11 protein-coding genes are annotated in these 19,364 nt (G+C 66.3%); 6 read left to right on the forward strand and 5 right to left on the reverse strand.

What is annotated here, in order from left to right:
• The first annotated feature begins 135 nt into the window (after positions 1-135).
• The 5 genes from urtA to urtE are packed head-to-tail and all read left to right on the forward strand — an operon-like array spanning position 136 to position 4,920.
• Entirely contained in the window at positions 136-1,401 is a 1,266-nt protein-coding gene (urtA, locus tag NTM_RS22925; RefSeq protein WP_104865497.1) for an urea ABC transporter substrate-binding protein, read from the forward strand.
• Positions 1,402-1,407: 6 nt separating this feature from the next.
• Positions 1,408-2,292: an urea ABC transporter permease subunit UrtB gene (gene urtB, locus NTM_RS22930; protein ID WP_104865498.1), complete on the forward strand. Its 885-nt coding sequence runs from the start codon at positions 1,408-1,410 to the stop codon at positions 2,290-2,292.
• Positions 2,289-3,398 carry an urea ABC transporter permease subunit UrtC gene (urtC, locus tag NTM_RS22935; protein WP_163768123.1) on the forward strand — a complete coding sequence of 370 codons (1,110 nt, stop codon included), beginning with the start codon at positions 2,289-2,291 and terminating at the stop codon, positions 3,396-3,398. Before urtB ends, urtC begins: the two co-directional genes overlap by 4 nt.
• Complete coding sequence (gene urtD, locus NTM_RS22940; protein WP_104865500.1) at positions 3,395-4,228, forward strand: urea ABC transporter ATP-binding protein UrtD; 834 nt, start codon at positions 3,395-3,397, stop codon at positions 4,226-4,228. The genes urtC and urtD overlap by 4 nt, the downstream gene beginning before the upstream one ends.
• Positions 4,228-4,920: an urea ABC transporter ATP-binding subunit UrtE gene (gene urtE, locus NTM_RS22945; RefSeq protein ID WP_163768126.1), complete on the forward strand. Its 693-nt coding sequence runs from the start codon at positions 4,228-4,230 to the stop codon at positions 4,918-4,920. Before urtD ends, urtE begins: the two co-directional genes overlap by 1 nt.
• A 22-nt stretch (positions 4,921-4,942) precedes the next feature.
• On the opposite strand, the gene NTM_RS22950 is transcribed toward urtE, so the two are convergent.
• From NTM_RS22950 to NTM_RS22965, 4 genes are all read right to left on the reverse strand, one after another.
• Positions 4,943-8,425, reverse strand: a complete 3,483-nt coding sequence (locus tag NTM_RS22950; RefSeq protein WP_232079815.1) for an Ig-like domain-containing protein — start codon at positions 8,423-8,425, stop codon at positions 4,943-4,945.
• A gap of 1,355 nt (positions 8,426-9,780) precedes the next feature.
• Complete coding sequence (locus NTM_RS29030; RefSeq protein WP_163768133.1) at positions 9,781-13,329, reverse strand: Ig-like domain-containing protein; 3,549 nt, start codon at positions 13,327-13,329, stop codon at positions 9,781-9,783.
• A gap of 599 nt (positions 13,330-13,928) precedes the next feature.
• A complete protein-coding gene (hisS, locus tag NTM_RS22960; protein ID WP_163768136.1) occupies positions 13,929-15,191 on the reverse strand; it encodes a histidine--tRNA ligase in 1,263 nt (420 codons plus the stop codon).
• The gene (locus NTM_RS22965; protein ID WP_104865506.1) at positions 15,188-15,868 is read right to left on the reverse strand and encodes an MBL fold metallo-hydrolase; all 681 of its coding nucleotides are present in this window, start codon (positions 15,866-15,868) and stop codon (positions 15,188-15,190) included. The genes hisS and NTM_RS22965 overlap by 4 nt, the downstream gene beginning before the upstream one ends.
• Before the next feature lie 118 nt (positions 15,869-15,986).
• Between NTM_RS22965 and NTM_RS22970 the strand changes: the two genes are divergently transcribed.
• On the forward strand, positions 15,987-16,877 hold the full coding sequence (locus NTM_RS22970; RefSeq protein WP_104865507.1) for a peptidylprolyl isomerase: 891 nt from the start codon (positions 15,987-15,989) through the stop codon (positions 16,875-16,877).
• A gap of 82 nt (positions 16,878-16,959) precedes the next feature.
• On the opposite strand, the gene NTM_RS22975 is transcribed toward NTM_RS22970, so the two are convergent.
• The gene (locus tag NTM_RS22975; RefSeq protein ID WP_104865508.1) at positions 16,960-19,332 is read right to left on the reverse strand and encodes a RelA/SpoT family protein; all 2,373 of its coding nucleotides are present in this window, start codon (positions 19,330-19,332) and stop codon (positions 16,960-16,962) included.
• Positions 19,333-19,364 lie beyond the last annotated feature (32 nt).

A 19,364-nucleotide genomic window follows, 5' to 3' on the forward strand; every position in this document is an offset into this window, starting at 1 on the left:
GTTAACTTGTCCGTCACACACAGACATTTGGCAGAAACACGGGCGCTCTAACGTCCGGATTCGACACCGGGGCGGTGTTGAAACTTCGCCGTGCAGACCACCCTGACACGTGCTGAAATGCCAGAAAGGCCGTACATGCAACAACCTCGACGCCATTCCTTATCACGTTCGGCGCTGACCGCGGGATGTGTCGTGACGGCGGCCAGCCTGCTGCTGGCCGGCTGCGGTAGCAAGGCAAGCGAAACAGACTCAGCAAATGCCGAGTCGTGCGTGGACACCTCCGGCGAGACCATCAAGGTCGGCGCCTTGAACTCGCTGTCGGGCACCATGGCGATCTCCGAGGTCACCGTCCGAAACGCGATCGATCTGGCCGTCGAGCAGATCAACGCCGACGGCGGTGTGCTGGGCAAGCAGATCCAACTGGTCGGCGAGGACGGCGCGTCCGAGCCGACGGTCTTCGCCGAGAAAGCCGAGAAGCTGATCAGCAGCGACTGCGTCGCCGCGGTGTTCGGCGGCTGGACCTCGTCGAGCCGCAAGGCCATGCTCCCGGTGTTCGAGAGCGCCAACTCGCTGCTGTACTACCCGGTGCAGTACGAAGGCCTGGAAGCCTCCCCCAACATCTTCTACACCGGCGCGACCACCAACCAGCAGATCGTCCCGGCGCTGGACTACCTCAAGGAGAAGGGCGTCAAGTCGCTGTACCTGGTCGGTAGCGACTACGTCTTCCCGCAGACCGCCAACCGCATCATCAAGGCCTACGCCGAGGCCAACGGCATCGAGATCAAGGGTGAGGACTACACGCCGCTGGGCTCGACCGACTTCTCCACCATCATCAACAAGGTGCGCACCGCCGACGCCGACGCGGTGTTCAACACCCTCAACGGCGACTCCAATGTCGCGTTCTTCCGCGAATACAAGAACGTCGGCCTGACCCCGCAGGACATGCCGGTGGTGTCGGTGTCGATCGCCGAGGAAGAGGTCGGCGGCATCGGTGTGCAGAACATCGACGGCCAGCTCACGGCGTGGGATTACTACCAGACCATCGACACGCCGGTGAACAACGAGTTCGTCAAGGCCTACAAGGACAAGTTCGGCGCCGACAAGCCCACCTCGGATCCGATGGAGGCCGCCTACGTGTCGGTGTTCCTGTGGAAGAACACCGTCGAGAAGGCCGGCTCGTTCGACGTCAAGGCCATTCAGGACAACGCCGACGGCGTGACGTTCGAGGCTCCCGAAGGCCTGGTCACCATCGACGGCGAGAACCACCACATCACCAAGACCGCCCGCATCGGCGAGATCCGGCCCGACGGCTTGATCTACACCGTCTGGGAGTCGCCCGGCCCGATCGAGCCGGATCCGTTCCTGAAGTCCTACCCGTGGGCCGCCGGGCTGTCCGGCTAGGAACACGTGGATGTCGTAATCGGGCAGCTGGCAACGGGATTGAGCCTCGGCTCAATCCTGTTGCTGGCCGCACTCGGGTTGTCCCTGACCTTCGGTCAGATGGGCGTCATCAACATGGCGCACGGCGAGTTCATCATGGCCGGTTGCTACACCGCCTACGTGGTGCAGCAGATCATCTCCAGCGCCGGCGCCTCACTTCTCATCTCGCTGGTGGTCGGATTCTTCATCGGCGGCGCGATGGGTGCGTTGCTTGAGGTCACGCTGATCCAGCGGATGTATCACCGCCCGCTGGACACCCTGCTGGTGACCTTCGGCGTCGGCCTGATCCTGCAGCAGGTGGCCCGAGACATCTTCGGCGCACCCGCCGTCAACGTCATCGCACCGCCGTGGCTCTCCGGAGGTGTGGAGATCCTCGGCGCGGTGGTGCCCAAGACCCGCATCTTCATCCTGGTGCTGGCCGTGGTGTGCGTCGCGGTGCTCGCCGCGGTGCTCAAGATGAGCCCGATGGGTCGCCGCATCCGTGCCGTCGTGCAGAACCGCGATCTGGCGGAGACCAGCGGAATCTCGTCACGCAAGACCGATATCACCACGTTCTTCATCGGTTCCGGTCTGGCGGCCGTCGCCGGGGTGGCGTTGACGCTGATCGGGTCGACGAGCCCGACGATCGGACAGAGCTATCTGATCGACGCGTTCCTCGTCGTCGTGATCGGCGGCCTCGGCCAGATCAAGGGCACCGTGATCGCGGCGTTCGCGCTCGGCTTCTTGAACTCGTTCATCGAGTACAACACCACCGCGTCGCTGGCCAAGGTGATCGTGTTCGTGATCATCGTGATCTTCCTGCAGGTGCGGCCCCAGGGTCTGTTCACCGTTCGGACAAGGAGTCTCGTATGAGGACCCTCTTGGGGCGCTGGCAGACCTGGGCCGGCTTCGGCGTCGCGGCTCTGGCGCTGTTCGTGGTGGCGCCGGCCGTGCTGTCGGATTTCCGGCTCAGCCTGCTGGGCAAGTTCCTGTGCTTCGCGATCGTGGCGGTCGGAATCGGATTGGCCTGGGGCCGAGGCGGAATGCTGGTCCTGGGCCAGGGCGTGTTCTTCGGGCTGGGCGGCTACATGATGGCGATGCACCTGAAGATCGCCGACGCGGAACTGCGCGGCGACGCGGTGCCCGACTTCATGCAGATCCAGGGTGTGCGTGAACTGCCCGCGTACTGGATGCCGTTCGCGTCCCCCGCGGTCACACTGATCGCCATCGTCGTCGTCCCGACCGGCATCGCGGTGGCCCTCGGACTGGGCGTGTTCAAACGCAAGGTCAAGGGAGCCTATTTCGCGATCCTGTCGCAGGCGCTGGCCGCGGCGCTGGCCATCCTGCTGGTCGGCCAGACCAGTCTCGGTGGATCCAACGGGCTCAACAGGTTCCGCACGTTCTTCGGGTTCACGCTCAACGACCCGGTGAACCGCAAGATGCTGTACTTCATCGCCGCGGCGGTCCTGCTGCTCGTCGTGGCCGTCGTGCGCCAGTTGATGCAGAGCCGGTACGGCGAACTGCTGGTCGCCGTCCGCGACGGTGAGGAACGCGTCCGGTTCCTGGGCTACGACCCCGCCAACATCAAGGTGGTGGCCTACGCGGTGGCGGCGTTGTTCGCGTCCATCGCCGGTGCGCTGTTCGCCCCGATCGTCGGATTCATCGCGCCGTCGCAGGTCGGCATCCTGCCGTCGATCGCGTTCCTGATCGGCGTCGCGATCGGCGGGCGCGCCACGCTGCTCGGGCCCGTGCTCGGCGCGATCGGGGTGGCGTGGGCGCAGACCCTGTTCTCCGAACGCTTTCCGTCGGCGTGGACCTACGGGCAGGGCCTGTTGTTCATCCTCGTCGTCGGCTTCCTGCCCGCGGGCCTGGCCGGCCTCGGCGTGTACCTCAAGCGCCGGCGCAAGGCCGGAGCCTCCGATCCCGACAAGGCTCCCGACTCCGACCCGGACGCAGAGAAGGTGGGTGCGAGCTCATGAGCGAGATACAGGCCAGCGCCGCGGGTAAGGAACCCGTCGAGGGCGGAAACGCCGGCATGGGCGCCCAGTACCTCGAAGTCCGAGGTCTGACAGTCGATTTCGACGGGTTCAAAGCGGTAAGCGACGTCGACCTGACCCTGTTCCAGGGTGATCTGCGGTTCCTGATCGGACCCAACGGCGCAGGCAAGACCACGGTGATCGACGCGATCACCGGGCTGGTTCCGGCGACCGGATCGGTGAACAAATCCGGCGTCGAACTGCTCGGCAAGAAGGTGCACCAGATCGCCCGGCGCGGGGTCGGGCGCACCTTCCAGACCGCGAGCGTGTTCGAGGAACTCACGGTGCTGCAGAACCTCGACATCGCCGCGGGCGCAGGACGTTCGGTGTGGACGCTGCTGCGGCGGCGCAACGGAGTGCTGCCCGCGATCGAACAGGCTCTGCACACCATCGGACTGACCCACCTGGCCGACAAGCCGGCCGGGGTGCTGGCCCACGGGCAGAAGCAGTGGCTGGAGATCGGCATGCTGCTGGTGCAGAACGCCGACGTGCTGCTGCTCGACGAGCCGGTGGCGGGCATGAGCACCGAGGAACGCGAAGAGACCGGAAACCTGTTGCGCCGCATCGGTGCCGAACGCACCGTCGTCGTCGTCGAGCACGATATGGACTTCATGCGCGCGTTCGCGACGTCGGTGACCGTGCTGGCGCGCGGGCAGGTCATCGCCGAGGGATCGGTGGCCGAGGTACAAGCCAATCCGAAGGTCCAGGAGGTCTACCTCGGGACCGCCGCGGCCGGTGCCGACGGTATCGAACTCGCCGAGGAGAAGTCCTGATGCTGCAACTGCTCGACGTCCGGTCCGGCTACGGCCGCAGCGAGGTGATCCACGGCGTCAGCATCGAGGTGCCCGTCGACGGCGTCGCCGCGGTGATGGGCCACAACGGCGCAGGCAAGACGACGCTGCTGCGTGCGGCGGTAGGCCTGCTGAAATGCACTGCCGGAAAGGTACTTTTCGACGGCGAGGACATCACCAAACTGCGTCCCAGCGCGCGGGTCGGCCGTGGGCTGGCGTACGTTCCGCAGGGCCAGCAGTCCTTCGGGCAGCTCACCACGGCAGAGAACCTGCAGGTGGTCGCCGACGGACGCAAGAACGGCAAGGCCCTGATCGATGAGCAACTCGACCTGTTCCCGGCGTTGAAGGAACTCCTGAGCAGGCGCGCCGGTCTGCTCTCCGGCGGTCAGCGTCAGCAGCTCGCGATCGCGCGGGCGTTGATCACCACCCCGAAATGCCTGATCCTCGACGAGCCGACCGAGGGCATCCAGCCGTCGGTCGTGCACGAGATCGAGGAGGCCATCACCGCGCTGACCAACCGCGGCGACCTCGGCGTACTGCTCGTCGAACAGCACATCGGTTTCGCGCTGGAATCCGCGCAGCGCTACTACATCCTCGAAGCCGGTCGCGTCACCTCAAGCGGCACAGGCGGTTCCGCGTCGGAGGCCGACGTGCGCGCCGCGATGGCCATCTAGGGGCCCACCGCGCGGGCGCTGCCTAGTTCTGCGTGTAGGTAGTACCGCCACCGGCGTTCCATTGCACTCGGGCATATGATGCGTTGCCGCTGTTGACTACACCGTTGGTAACCTTCCAGTAGCCGTCATACACCGTGAAGGTGTTGGCGCTCTGCTGGGTGCCGAACGTGCCACCCGCGCCCCACGAGACGGTCGTCGTGCCGTTGCCCCACACGGTCACGTCTCCGGTAGCCAGAGTCCACCCGGCACCGGCACCGGGGGTCACAGACGAGTTCGGGATACTGTCGCCATTGGGATCGCCGACGGTCATCGTCCCCCTCGTGCAGACCCAGAACGCACACGTGGCGTTCCCGTAGCCGCTGATCGTCGGCGCAGTATTGATCGCGTAGATGGGCACTTTCACCGTCAGCGTGGCGGTGCCTCCGAACCCGTCGGAGACGGTCATCGTGAAAGCGTCATCCCAGGCGTTGAGCGCGACACCGTTGTAAGAGGAGAGGGCGGCTCCGGCGTTGACGTCGGTGAGGCTCGTGGCCCCGATCTTGGCGATCGCGTGGCGCTTTGTCGCGTCGAAGTTGCTGGTGTAGGTGAACGTACCGTCGGCCGCGATGGTGACGGTGCCACCCTTCGCGCTGGTCACGCTCGCCGGCCAGACCGGCGCGTCGCCGTCGGCGTCGTAGTACGTCAACTTGCCGGTGCTGGTCTGCGTGGTTCCGTTGAGCGTGCCCACCGTCGGCGGCGTCGTCAGCGTCAGCGTCGGGTTGGTGGTGACCGTCGACGGCTTCACGTTCAGCCGCAGCGTCACCGACCGGCCGTCGGCGTCGGTGGCGATCATGGTGATCACGTCGTCGTTGTTCAACACACGGCCGACACTCGAGGTGTAGGTGAACGCGCCGGTGGTCGGGTTGAACGACGTGACCGTGCCCTTCGTCGTGCCGCCGACGAGGGTGTAGCTGGTGAACGCTCCCGGCTTGTTGGTCGAGGCCGGCGGCGTGCCGGTGACCACGTAGGGCGTCGAGGTGTTGACGTTGCCGGGGCTGATGGAAGTGGTGTTCGGCACCGTGACCGTGACGATCGTATTGCCGTAGTGGCGGTCGTTGATCCGCACCTGGAAGCTCTGATTCGCGCCGGCCGTCGCACTCGAGACGTAGGTGAACTCACCGGTCGTCTCGTTGAGGGTGACGATGCCGCCGTTACCGGAGCCGTTCTTGGTGTAGGCGGAGTTTCCGGTCAGACCGTTGACCGACGAGCCGACCAGGTAGAACCTCAACGGGTCACCGTCGGAGTCGGTCGCGGTGATCTTGCCCTTGACCACGCCCGACGCATCGGTGTTCTGGTTCGTGACACCGGTGTAGACCGGGGCGGCGTTGGTGCCGTTGATGATCTCGATTCCCACCCGGATGTTGTAGGGGACGCCGTCGGCGGAGTACGCCTGCACGGTGACCCAGTCGAACCTCTCCTCCGGATCTTCCGCAGTGCTGCGGTGGAAGAACGCGGCGTTCTGAAACTTGGGGTCCCATATTGCCGGCGGGGTGTAGGTGAAACCGCCTCCAGTGGTGTTGATGGTCACCAACGCATTGCCCTCGGTCGTGTACGTCCTGCCGAGCGTGCCGTCGGCACGGAACTCGATCGAGCCGCCGTCGGGATCGACGGCATGGAATGTCCCGGCCGCGTACATACCCAAACCGTTTGTGTAATGCCAACTGTCGTACGTCGTCCACGTCGTGAACGTCGTCAGCGTGGCCATCTCCTGGAACCGCTTGTACAGGGCCACCAGCGCCACATAGGTAGTGATCGTGTACGGGTTGACCTGCGCTTCGGTCCAGGTGGGCAGCGTGACATTCCAGGCTCGGGTCGGATCGTCGAACGCACCGCCGTCGCCACCGAGGATGCCGCCCGCCTGCGCGGCAGCGATCTTCGTCATCAGCGTGTTGAAGTTATTGAGGTCCGACTGGGTAACGGTCGCCCCGGTGGTCGTCTTGATGATGTTGATCTCCCACTGGACGGGGTCGTAGATCCCGTTCAGCATGTCGCGGAGGAGGGTGGCCGCGCCGACCACGGCAGCACCCATGATTTTGTACGGCGAGATGACGTCGAGGGTGCCCGCCCCGTCGGCGATCTTGAAAGGCGGCATGATCTTGTTCAGGAAGCTGCCCCACGCGTTCAGACTGTCGGTATACGAATAGCCGGGGATTGCCGACAGCGCGAAGAGTCCGAGTACCTTGCCCAGGTCGGGAAGCCATACGGCGGGACTGCCTGCGAAAGCGTTGGCGATCAGGACGTCGAGCTGATTGTTGGCGTTGTCCAGGGTCTGGTCGGTCACGCGATTCGTGATGTCGACGAAGTTCTTAGGGACACCCGGCCAACCCGCCAACCGGTTCACTGCCCGCTGCAGCACCCACAGGAAGTGCGCCTGCGTTCCGACCGGCGGCGGCGGCGTTGCCGCCGCCAACGTCGCCGTCTGCGCCGATGCGCCGACCATGGGCGAATCACCGCCCCCATAGAGCTTCCCCGCCGTGGGCGCGCCGACGACCGGGACCAGGCCGATGAGGTCGCGGCCGATATCGCGCAGTTCGTCGGCCACATCGGCGCTGTCGCCGCGCAGAATCGCAGAACCCAGCGCACCGAGGTTCCCGAGGAGGCTGACGGCGTAGATTCCGGTTCCCACGAACGGGATCCATCCGATCGACGTGCTGAGTTCGGCGAGCATCTTCTCGTTGGCGAGTTCGATCAACTCTCTGTTGGGGTTGGTCGTCTGCTGATCCTTGCGGCCGAGCCAGATCGCCTGCAGCACCTGCTCGACGGACAGCGGCGGCGCGGAGTCACCACCGGTCGTCGCCGCTCCTGCGAACGCCTTCACCAACTCCTTGACGAAGTTGATGATGAACGACGCCTCGGCCTCGTCCTCCGTTTCCGGCGTGGCGGGTACGGGGTCCGGCGCTGCGGCGGCTGGGTTACCTGTCGATCCGCCCGGCGCATTCGGAGCCGGTGCGGAGCCCGGATCAGCGCTGCTGCCGGCTGGATCGGGGGCCGGCGGGTCGGTCTCCGTCGCGGTGGTCCCGCCATCCTGCGCCGGGGCTCCCCCGCCGGTCGACAGCGTGGGTCGCTCCGCGGCGCTGGGCTTCTGGGGAGGCCGCGAGGTTTCCTCCCAGGCGGCGGTCGCCTCGGACGAGGTTTCCTCGTCCATCTCCTCGTCGTCGATCTCCTCGGCGTCGATCTCCTCGGCGGGTTCGAGCTCAGGATCCGGGTCGGAGTCCTCGACATCGGTGTCCGTGCCGATCGGGTCGGTGTCGGTTTCGGTGTCGGTCTCGCCGTCCTCGGAGGATGACGAGGGTGAGTCGCTCTGTCCGCTTCTCGCGACGGGGCGGTCGGCGGCGGCGTTACGTTTGCCCGGCGGAGTAGCACTGCTGTCGCCGGAAGCCGACCCGTCATCGGTACCCGCGGACGCCACACCCTGGCCGCTGACGATCGCCGCGGCCAGGCCCACACCGACGGCACCGACCCTCAACCAGTGCGCACGACGGCTGGGTTTCCGGTGACGTCCCGACGTGCGACGCGGTTTCCGTGGACTTGCAGCGGCCACCCCAGCTCCTTTGCTCCGCCACAGCCGAGTCGCGGGCGTCCGCGTTACGCTGCAGTTTCAGCAAATCAACCTAAGCGCTGACGCGACCCCCTTGATAACCGGCTATGCCCTGTCCCTCTCGGTCTAGTGACGCGTGGTGACGTACCTCTCGGCGCGCCCCAGACGTGACAAAATTAACATACTCGACAATCTGGCGTGCGGACGCCTTCCGGCCAATTCGCGGTAATCAACATGCTTACGAGCCCTACCTGCGGCGATTGCGTTCATTGCCGCCGGGCGCGCCCAACCTGCCAAACCGGCGCAGTGCATTGCATTCAATAGCTCGGCGCGAGGCAGCCAACGCCTACCGAGGCTTTGAGTCTCCGCCATCCCGTGCAGGCACAGCCTTGACGACATCCACGCGCGCGTCCGATTCCCAACCAGGGATTTTTGGCAAATAACGTGGCGGAGAGGGAGGCAGGACAGCCGTCATCGCTGTCATTGACGGTGGGGCTCGCAAAGCCCTACGCAAAGCTTTCCTCCACCGCCGGTCTTCTGACGCGATCGAGTAGGCGCGCCTGTCCGGCACGCCGGCCGAGAGCGATTCGAGGACTTCGGCAACCCCTCGGCGCGGACTCGAATGGGATCCGCCAGCCCCAACCATGACGGGGTTCGGCCCCAAGCGACGCTACCAGCGAATCGCTGTGAAGCCTTGCTACGCAACCAATTTCGACCGCGCGATGATGAGCGCGGTTTCAGTTGCTCTCCGATGAGCAGTGATCGTCGGCCGAAGATCTGCTACCTGCTCCGACGGGTAAGCGAGGCAGGCCTTTTCGGAATGCTCGGTCAATGGTGGAAGGCATCATCTACCGGTACCTATGTGGAATCGCCTGGCGTCATGTTCCCGAGGCGCATCGCCGGATGAGCGCTGACGGCACCTGGGACGCGGCTCACTCGCCACGCAGGGGGCTGGGTCGAACTACACGAATCTGCGCATCGAGCCGCCCGACCACAGGCCAACGACGCGCCGGTTATCGAACACGTACTGGCTCATCTGCGGGTACCGGTGCTCCGCGGCGAGTCGGCGCGCACCCGACCCGACCGAGTGCGCGGCGACAAGGCGTACTCCAGCCGCGCCATCCGTCGCTGAGCTGCGCCGTCGCGGGATCGTCGCGGTGATCCCGCAACCGTCCGACCAGATCGCCCACCGTTACGCCGAGGGTCACGCGGTGGACGGCCACGGGCCATCGATACCGCGGACTACAAAGGGCCGCAACGTGATCGAACGCGGCGCAGCAGTCCTAGTTCCCGAAGCTCCTGCTCGTGCCATTCCACTCGACCCATGCACGGGCGAAGTAGCTGGAGTCGACGACGCCGTTGGTGACGCGGTAGTAGCCGTCGTAGACGGTGTACCTGTTGACACCGGTCTGCTGGGTGCCGGCGCCGTTGCTGTTGCCGGTCCAGCTCATGGTGTGCCCGTTGCCCGAGTTGGCGGTGACCGAGCCCCTGCTGAGGGTGTACCAGGGGGAGCCGGTGCCGTTGTTCGACGAGTTCAAGCTGCCGCTGAGATTGTCGCCGTCCGGGTCCGTCGTCGTGATGGTCACGGAGCAGACACCGAACCCACACGTCAAGCCCGGCACGCTCAGCGTGGGATTGGCGTTGATCGCGTAGATCGGCACCTTCACCGTCTGCGTGGCAGTGCCACCGAACCCGTCGGAGACGGTCACCGTGAAGGCGTCCTCCCACGCGTTGAGCGCAACGCCGTTGAAGGTGCTGCCCGCGGCCCCGATCCGGGCCACCGCGTGGCGCTGGGCCACGGTGAGGTTGCTCGTGTAGGTGAACGTACCGTCGGCGGCGATGGTGACGGTGCCGCCGCGCGAGCTGGTCACATTCGTCGGCCAGATAGGCGCGTCGCCGTCGGCGTCGAAGTACGTGAACTTGCCCGTGCTGGTCTGCGTGGTGCCGTTGAGCGTGCCGACCGTCGGCGATGTGGTCAACGTCAGCGTCGGCGCGGTGTTGGGCACCGACGGCAGCACGTTCAGATGCAGCGTGACCTGGCGACCGTCGGCGGTGGTGGCGATGACCGTCACCACGTCGTTGGCGGTCGCGCTGTGCCCCAGGCTCTCGTTGCGGTGGTAGGTGAAGGCGCCGGTGGTCGGGTTGAACGACGTGACCGTGCCCTTCGCCGGGGTACCGCTCAGCGTGTAGCTGACGAACGTTCCGGGCTTGTTGGTCGAGTTCGGCACCGTCCCGCTGTAGTAGTACTGCGTCGCGGTGTTCGGGTTGGCCGGGGTGATGGTGGTGGTGTTGGGCACCGTGATCGTGACGACGGTGTTGCCGTGGTGGCCGTCGTTGATCCGCACCTGGAAGCTCTGGTTCGCCCCGGCCGTCGCATTCGACACGTAGGTGAACTCACCGTTCTCGTTGAGCGTGACGATGCCGCCGTTACCGGCGCCGTTCTTGGTGTAGGCGGAGTTTCCGCTCAGACCGTTGACCGACGATTCGACGAGGTAGTACTTCAACGGGTCGCCGTCGGAGTCGGTCGCGGTGATCTTGCCCTTGAACACGCCCAACGCATCGGTGCCCAGGTTCTGGGTACCGGTGTGGACTGGGACGGCGTTCGACCCGGGGAGGATCTCGATTCCCACTCGGATGTTGTAGGGGACGCCGTCGGCGGAGTACGCCTCCACGGTGACCCAGTCGAACCTCTCCTCCGGGTTCTCCGAGGTGCCCCGGTGGAAGAATGCGTCGTTTTGAACCTTGGGATCCCACAGCGCCGGCGGGGTGTAGGTGAAACCACCGCCGGTGGTGTTGATGGTCACCAACGCATTGCCCTCGGTGGTGTACGTCTTGCCGAGCGTGCCATCGGCACGGAATACGATCGAGCCGCCGTCGGGGTCGACCGCGTGGAACGTTCCGGCCGCGTACATGCCCAAAGCGTTCTTGTAGTGCCAACTGTCGTACGTCGTCCAGGTGGTGAACGTCGTCAGCGTGGCCATTTCCTGGAACCGCTTGTAGAGGCCGACCAGCGCGACGTAGGTGCCGACCGTGTACGGGTTCACCTGCGCCTCGGTCCAGGTGGGAAGCGTGATGTTCCAGGCCCTCTCCGGATGCGTGAAGGCCCCGCCGTCGCCCAGGATTCCTCCTACGACCTTGAGAGCGAGCGCATCGAAGTCCTGCAGGTCCGCTGCCGTGACGGTAGCTCCAGTGGTCGCCTTGATGATGTTGATCTCCCACTGAACCGGGTCGTAGATCCCATTCATCATGTCTTTCAACAGCGTTGCCGCGCCGACCACCGCAGCACCCATGATCTTGTAGGGCGAGATGATGTCGAGTGTGCCCGCACCATCGGCGATTTTGAACGGCGGAACCACGCGGTTGAGGAAATCACCCATCGCGTTGAGAGTGTCCGAGAAGGTGTAGCCAGGGATGGCCGAGATCAAGAAGAGTCCGAAGAGGCTCTGCGCGTCGGGAACCCAGCTGGCCGCACTTCCCGGCGGTGTGTTCGCGACGATGCCGTCGAGCTGGTCGTCGGCCGCGTCGAGGGTCCGGTCCGTTTGGTAGTTCGTGATGTCGACGAAGTTCCGAGGTGTGCCGGGCCAGGTCGCCAACCGGGTGACGGCCCGCTGCAGGACCGCCAGGAAGTGCTCCGGCGATCCCACCGGAGGCGCAGCCAGCGCCGCCATCGCCACCGCCGACATGCGCTGGGACGCAGCGGCGCCGGCCCCCGCAGTGCTGGCGGACGCCAGTTCGGCGGCAGACATCTCCATTTCGTAGAGCAGTGCCGCCGTCGGCGCACCGACGATCGGAATCATCCCGATCAGATCCCGTCCGAGATCCCGGAGTTCGTCGGCGATGTCGGCGCTGTCACCGCGCTTGATGGCCGCGCTCAACGCACCGAGGTTGCTGAGGAAATTGGCGCCGTACATGACCGACCCGACAACCGGAATCCAGCCGACCGACACCGCGCCCTGGCCGAGCATGCGCTCGCCCAGGCCTTCCATGAACTCCGAGAACGACCTACTCGTCTGGTTGTTGCGGTTACTCAGCCACAGACCCTGCAGCACTTCGTCCAGCGAGACCGGTGCAGCTGGTTGGCCGTCGACCGGAGCGCGGCCGATCGACCTCAGGATCTTGTCGACCCATTCGCGGACTGCAGCCTTGACCTCTTCGGGGAGTTCCTCGCCGTCCTCGGAATCGTCGGAATCGGCGGGTGACTCTGCGGAATCGTCTGGCGTTTCGGTGGGGTCGGACTCGTCGTCGGTGTCGCCTGCAGGCGTCTCCGATGCGGGCGTGTCGCCGGTCTGCTCAGACTCGGGCTCGGAGGCGGGGGCGGGCGTACCGGAGCCGGTCGCCGCCGAGGACCGCCCGGCCGCATCGGGCTTCTGGTACGGGGTCGAGTTCTCACCGTCGTCGGTGGACGTGTCCGACGGCAGGTCGTCGTCTACCGGCGTCTGCGATTCCTGCTCGTCGTCGACGAGTTCCTCTTCCTCGACGAGTTCATCGTCGAGGTCGAGTTCGGCGCTGCCCGCGTCGTCATCGTCGCCGCCCGCGGGTTGGTCGCCGCTGTCGTCTCCCGCACCATCGGCGGGCGATGACGACTCGCCCTGGTCCGGTCCCGCGCTCGGGCGACCGGCGATGCTGCTCCGCTTGCCACTGGCCTCGGAAGCACTGCTGTCCCGCGACGCCGATGTGTCGTCGGTGTCCGCGGACGCCACACCCTGGCCGCTGATGATGGCTGCCGCCAGACCGAACCCGACCGCACCGGCCCGCAACCACTGCGCATGATGGCTGGACTTGCGGTGGCGGCCAGACGTCCGGCGCGGCTTCCGCGGACTCGCAGCGGCCAATGCAGCTCCTTTGCTCAGTCACACCCGAGGTGTCGACTCCTCGCCCCGCGCCGCACACCCTCAGCAAAACGACCTGGGGACGCCGGGCCGCACTCGATCGACCGGATCCCCTGACCACCAGGGCATCTGACGCGAAGCACGCCGCCCCGGGGTGGGACGGCGCTCGCGCTGGCTAAATTAACACAATTGACAATACAAAAGCGATCCGAATGGACGTTAACTTCAAGCAATATGCTGAGCGGTTGCTCAGTTTGCTGGCCGGCTGCCTAGTTTCCGTTAGAAAACATGAAAGCCTGTGCCAGATGTCCGCTTCCGCCAGCATGGTTGAGCCACCGACTGCAAGTTCGCCTGGATTCACCCTGCGTCGGCATGCATTTGGACCAGTCGATAGCCACCATGCCCGGCCGACGCACCGAGATCCGGGTCCTATTTGGGCCTCAAATGTGACAGGGGATGCCAGACGCCCTTCTCTGACAACAAAACTCACCACCCACCGACGGCGAGCGCGCGGTCTTGCGTGGCCGACACGGAGTGGCGCCGGGCAGACACGCGCGCTCGCGGTGCCGGGGTGACGCGGATCCGGCCATGCGGCCGGCGCCCTAGGATAGTCGCGAGATTACTTCTGCCACAACGCTTTCGGTAGCGACATCGACCTGCTCGCCGGTGGTCATGCTCTTCACGCCGACCGTTCCCGCCTCCAGGTCCCTTTCACCGGCCACCAGTGCGATCGACGCGCCGGAGCGGTCGGCGCCCTTCATCGCGCCCTTGAGGCTGCGATCGCCGTAGGCGACGTCGACACGCACGCCCGCGGCGCGCAGCTGCGCGGCAAGCACCGCGAGTCGCTTCTTCGCCTCCGCCCCCAACGGGACGGCATAGACGTCCACGCGCGCGGACTCTCCCGCCGTCTTGCCCTCGGCACGCAGCGCCAGCAGCGTGCGGTCCACCCCGAGGCCGAACCCGATCCCGGACAGATCACGCCCGCCCAGCTGGGCCATCAGACCGTCGTAGCGGCCACCACCGCCGATCCCGGACTGCGCGCCGAGCCCGTCGTGGACGAACTCGAACGTCGTCTTGGTGTAGTAGTCCAGCCCGCGCACCATCCGCGGGTTGATCACATAAGGCACCGACATCGCGTCCAGATGCGCCAGCACCGTGTCGAAGTGCTCCTTGGCGGCATCGGAGAGGTGGTCGAGCATCACCGGCGCGTCGGCGGTCATCTCCCTGACGTGCGGACGCTTGTCGTCGAGTACCCGCAGCGGGTTGATGGTCGCCCGCGTCCGCGTTTCTTCGTCGAGGTCCAGCTTGAACAAGAACTCCTGCAGCAGCTCGCGGTACTGCGGCCGGCACGTGTCGTCACCGAGCGAGGTGATCTCCAGCCGGAACCCGTCGAGCCCGAGCGCGCGGAAGCCCGCATCGGCCACCGCGATCACCTCGGCGTCCAGCGCCGGATCGTCGACGCCGATCGCCTCCACCCCGACCTGCTGCAGTTGCCGGTACCGCCCGGCCTGCGGCCGCTCATAGCGGAAGAACGGTCCCGAATAGCAGAGCTTGACGGGTAGCTGACCGCGGTCCAAACCGTGCTCGATCACCGCGCGCATCACGCCCGCGGTGCCCTCCGGCCGCAACGTCACCGAACGCTCGCCGCGGTCGGCGAACGTGTACATCTCCTTGGAGACCACGTCGGTGGACTCGCCGACGCCGCGCGCGAACAACGCGGTGTCCTCGAAGATCGGCAACTCGATGTCGCCGTAGCCCGCGCGCCGCGCCGCCGCGAGCAACCCGTTGCGCACCGCGACGAATTCGGCCGAATCGGGCGGGAAGTAGTCGGGGACGCCTTTGGGCGCCTTGAACGAGTCAGTCACGGAGTCAAACCTTCGAGGAATGGGTTGGTATGGCGTTCGATGCCGATGGTGGAGCGCTCACCGTGCCCCGGTAGTACCAGAGTGTCGTCGTCGAGCACCAACAGCTTGGTCACGATCGACTCCAGTAGGTCGGCCCCACTGCCCCCGGGCAGGTCGGTGCGGCCCACCGATGACCGGAACAGCGTGTCACCGGTGAACGCGACCCGCTGATGAACCTGCTCGACCCGGAACACCACCGAGCCCTTGGTGTGGCCCGGGGTGTGGTCGACGACGACGGTGATGCCGCCGCCCAGCTCGATCTTGTCGCCGTCGCGATCGAGTTCGAGCACCTGCTTGGGTTCCCGGAACACCGGGCTCAGCGCGAGCCGTCCCAGCCCGGCCAGGAAACCCTGCCCGAGGCTGCCGATCGGATCGGTGAGCATGTACCGGTCGGCCGGATGGACGTAGGTCGGGCACCCGAACGTGTCGGACACCTTCTGGGCCGACCACATGTGGTCGATGTGGCCGTGTGTCAGCAGCACCGCCGCCGGCGTCAGGCGGTTCTCGTCGAGGATCCGGCGAAGCGGACCCATCGCCCGCTGACCCGGGTCGACGACGATCGCGTCGGCGCCCTGCCGCGGGGCCAGCACATAGCAATTGCATGCCAGGATGCCGGCCGGGAATCCGGTGATCAACACGCTCTCCAGCTTCCCATGCCCAGGTCGGCGCCCTGTTCGCGAGGGTCGCGCGCTCGCACTCAGCGGCAACTGGCACACTCGGACCCGACCGGAACGACTGCCAAGGAGGACACCGGCCGTGCCGACGAACGAACAACGGCGTGCAACTGCCAAGCGCAAGCTGGAGCGTCAGCTCGAGCATCGGGCAGAACGCGAACGCAAGCGCCGCCAGTACACGATCATCGGGTCCGCGGTCGGGGCGGTTCTCGTCGTCGCCGCCGTCGTCGCGACGATCGTGCTCGTCAACCGCGATTCGGGCAGCCAGACCGCCTCCGCGTCGACCAGCACCACGCAGACGTCCTCGCCGTTCGACGTACCGCCGCCGCCGCAGGCGGGCGCACTGCCCGAGTTCACCGCAGCCGAGGGCCTGGGCGGCAACTGCCAGTACCCGAAGGCGGCCGAGGCGGCCAGCAAGCCGAACAACCCGCCGCGCACCGGCAAGGTGCCGACGGACCCCGCCGAGGTCAGCGCCAGCATGGAGACCAACCAGGGCAACATCGGACTGCTGCTGGACAACGGCAAGTCCCCGTGCACGGTCAACAGCTTCGCCAGCCTGGCCCAGCAGGGCTACTTCAACGACACCCCCTGCCACCGGCTGACCACCAGCGATTCGCTTGGCGTGCTGCAGTGCGGCGACCCGACCGGCGAAGGCACCGGCGGCCCGGGCTACGAGTTCGCCAACGAGTACCCGACCGACCAGTTCCAGCCCGACGACCCGAAGCTCGGCGAACCCGTCGTCTACCCGCGAGGCACACTCGCGATGGCCAATGCCGGCCCGGGCACCAACGGCAGCCAGTTCTTCCTCGTCTACCGGGACTCGCAGCTGCCCCCGCAGTACACGGTGTTCGGCAAGATCGACGACACCGGGCTGGCGACTCTGGACAAGATCGCCGAAGCCGGCGTCGACGGCGGGGGCCCCGACGGCCCGCCCGCCCTTGCGACAACCGTCAAGAAGATCCAGCTCGACTAGTTCTTTCGTCACCGAGCAGGCACAAACTCGCACGACACGCTGCAAGGACACGCGAGTTTGTGTCTGCTCGCGCAGTTGGTGATCAGGCCGCGGAGGTGACGCGGTAGACGTCGTACACGCCCTCCACATTCCGCACCACGTTGAGCACATGGCCGAGGTGCTTGGGGTCACCCATCTCGAAGGTGAATCGGCTGATCGCGACCCGGTCGTTCGACGTCGTCACCGAGGCCGACAGGATGTTGACCTTCTCGTCGGCGAGCACCCGCGTGACATCTGACAGCAGCCGGTGCCGGTCCAGCGCCTCGACCTGGATCGCGACCAGGAATACCGAGGACGGCGACGGCGCCCACTGCACCTCGATGATGCGTTCGGACTGTTGTTGCAGCGATGCGGCATTCGTGCAGTCGGTGCGGTGCACGCTGACCCCGCCGCCACGGGTGACGAAGCCCATGATGTTGTCGCCGGGCACCGGCGTGCAGCACTTGGCGAGCTTGGTCAGCACGCCTGGCGCGCCGGGCACCGCGACACCGACGTCCTCGCTGGTGCGCTGCCGCACCGGCATGGTCGCCGGGGTGGACCGCTCGGCGATCTCGTCGGCCGCCTCGTCGTCGCCGCCGAGCTGCGCCAGCAGCCGCTGCACCACATGGCGCGCCGACACGTGACCCTCGCCGACCGCGGTGTAGAGCGCCGACACGTCGGTATAGCGCAACTCGCGCGCCAGGGCGGCCATGGTCTCGCCATTCATCAAGCGCTGCAACGGAAGTCCGCCGCGGCGCACCTCACGGGCGATGGCCTCCTTACCGGAGTCCAGCGCCTCCTCGCGGCGCTCCTTGGCGAACCACTGCCGGATCTTGGCCTTCGCCCGGGGCGACACGACGAAGCTCTGCCAGTCCCGCGAGGGACCCGCGTTCGGAGCTTTCGAGGTGAAAACCTCGACCACTTCCCCGTTTTCGAGTTTGCGCTCCAGCGCGACCAGCCGGCCGTTGACCCGGGCGCCGATGCAGCGGTGTCCGACCTCGGTGTGCACCGCGTACGCGAAGTCCACCGGGGTCGACCCGGTCGGCAGCGTGATCACATCCCCCTTCGGGGTGAACACGAAGATCTCCTGCACCGCAAGGTCGTAACGCAGCGACTCCAGGAACTCCCCCGGGTCGGCGGCCTCCCGCTGCCAGTCCAGCAGCTGCCGCATCCAGGCCATGTCGTCGATCTCGGTGGCCGCACTGCCCGCCGGTAAACCGTTGCGCCCCTTGACCTCTTTGTAGCGCCAGTGCGCCGCGATGCCGTACTCGGCGGTCTTGTGCATGTCGATGGTGCGGATCTGCACCTCCAGCGGCTTACCCTCGGGGCCGACGACGGTGGTGTGCAGCGACTGGTACACCCCGAACCGCGGCTGGGCGATGTAGTCCTTGAACCGCCCGGCGATCGGCTGCCACAGCGAGTGCACCACGCCGACCGCGGCATAGCAGTCACGTACCTCGTCGCACAGGATCCGGACGCCGACGAGATCGTGGATGTCGTCGAAGTCACGGCCTTTGACGATCATCTTCTGGTAGATGGACCAGTAATGCTTCGGCCTGCCCTCGACCGTCGCGTTGATCTTCGACGCGTTCAGCGTGGCGGTGATCTCGGCGCGCACCTTGGCCAGATAGGTATCGCGTGACGGTGCCCGGTCGGCGACCAGCCGCACGATCTCCTCGTATTTCTTCGGGTGCAGGATCGCGAACGACAGATCCTCGAGCTCCCATTTGACCGTTGCCATACCCAGCCGGTGCGCAAGGGGCGCAATGACTTCCAGCGTCTCTTTGGCCTTGCGCGCCTGCTTCTCGGGCGGCAGGAAGCGCATCGTGCGCATGTTGTGCAGCCGGTCGGCGACCTTGATCACCAGCACGCGCGGATCGCGCGCCATCGCGATGATCATCTTGCGGATGGTCTCGCCCTCGGCGGCCGAACCCAGTGCGACCTTGTCCAGTTTGGTCACGCCGTCCACGAGGTGACCGACCTCGACGCCGAACTCGGCGGTCAGCGCCTCCAGCGTGTAGCCGGTGTCCTCGACGGTGTCGTGCAGCAGCGCCGCGATCAGCGTCGTGGTATCCATGCCGAGCTCGGCGAGGATGTTGGCCACCGCCAGCGGATGGGTGATGTACGGATCCCCGGATTTGCGCAGCTGATCGGCGTGCCGCTGCTCGGCGACCTCATAGGCCTTCTGCAGCAAGGTCAGATCGGCCTTGGGGTAGATCTCCCGGTGCACCGCGACCAGCGGCTCGAGCACCGGGTTGATCGCACTGCGCTGCGAGGTCATCCGGCGCGCCAGCCGGGCCCGCACGCGCCGCGACGCGCTGGTCGGGGCCGGCTTGACGACCTCCATCGGCTGCGTCTCCGGGCTGGACACGGCGGCCGGGGCGGGTGTCTGCACAGCCTGGCCGGACCCCGGGTTCGTGCGAACCTTGTCGGCCATGTTCACCTCCGGTCTGTGCTCTTCGAAGGATA

It is taken from the genome of Mycolicibacterium parafortuitum (genome assembly GCF_010725485.1).
Taxonomy (GTDB): domain Bacteria; phylum Actinomycetota; class Actinomycetes; order Mycobacteriales; family Mycobacteriaceae; genus Mycobacterium.

Bases quoted from the DNA above. Each gene is read 5' to 3' on its own strand.
- urtA (WP_104865497.1), top strand. From the start codon at position 136: ATGCAACAACCTCGACGCCATTCCTTATCACGTTCGGCGCTGACCGCG.
- urtC (WP_163768123.1), top strand. From the start codon at position 2,289: ATGAGGACCCTCTTGGGGCGCTGGCAGACCTGGGCCGGCTTCGGCGTC.
- urtD (WP_104865500.1), top strand. From the start codon at position 3,395: ATGAGCGAGATACAGGCCAGCGCCGCGGGTAAGGAACCCGTCGAGGGC.
- urtE (WP_163768126.1), top strand. From the start codon at position 4,228: ATGCTGCAACTGCTCGACGTCCGGTCCGGCTACGGCCGCAGCGAGGTG.
- NTM_RS22975 (WP_104865508.1), bottom strand. From the start codon at position 19,332: ATGGCCGACAAGGTTCGCACGAACCCGGGGTCCGGCCAGGCTGTGCAG.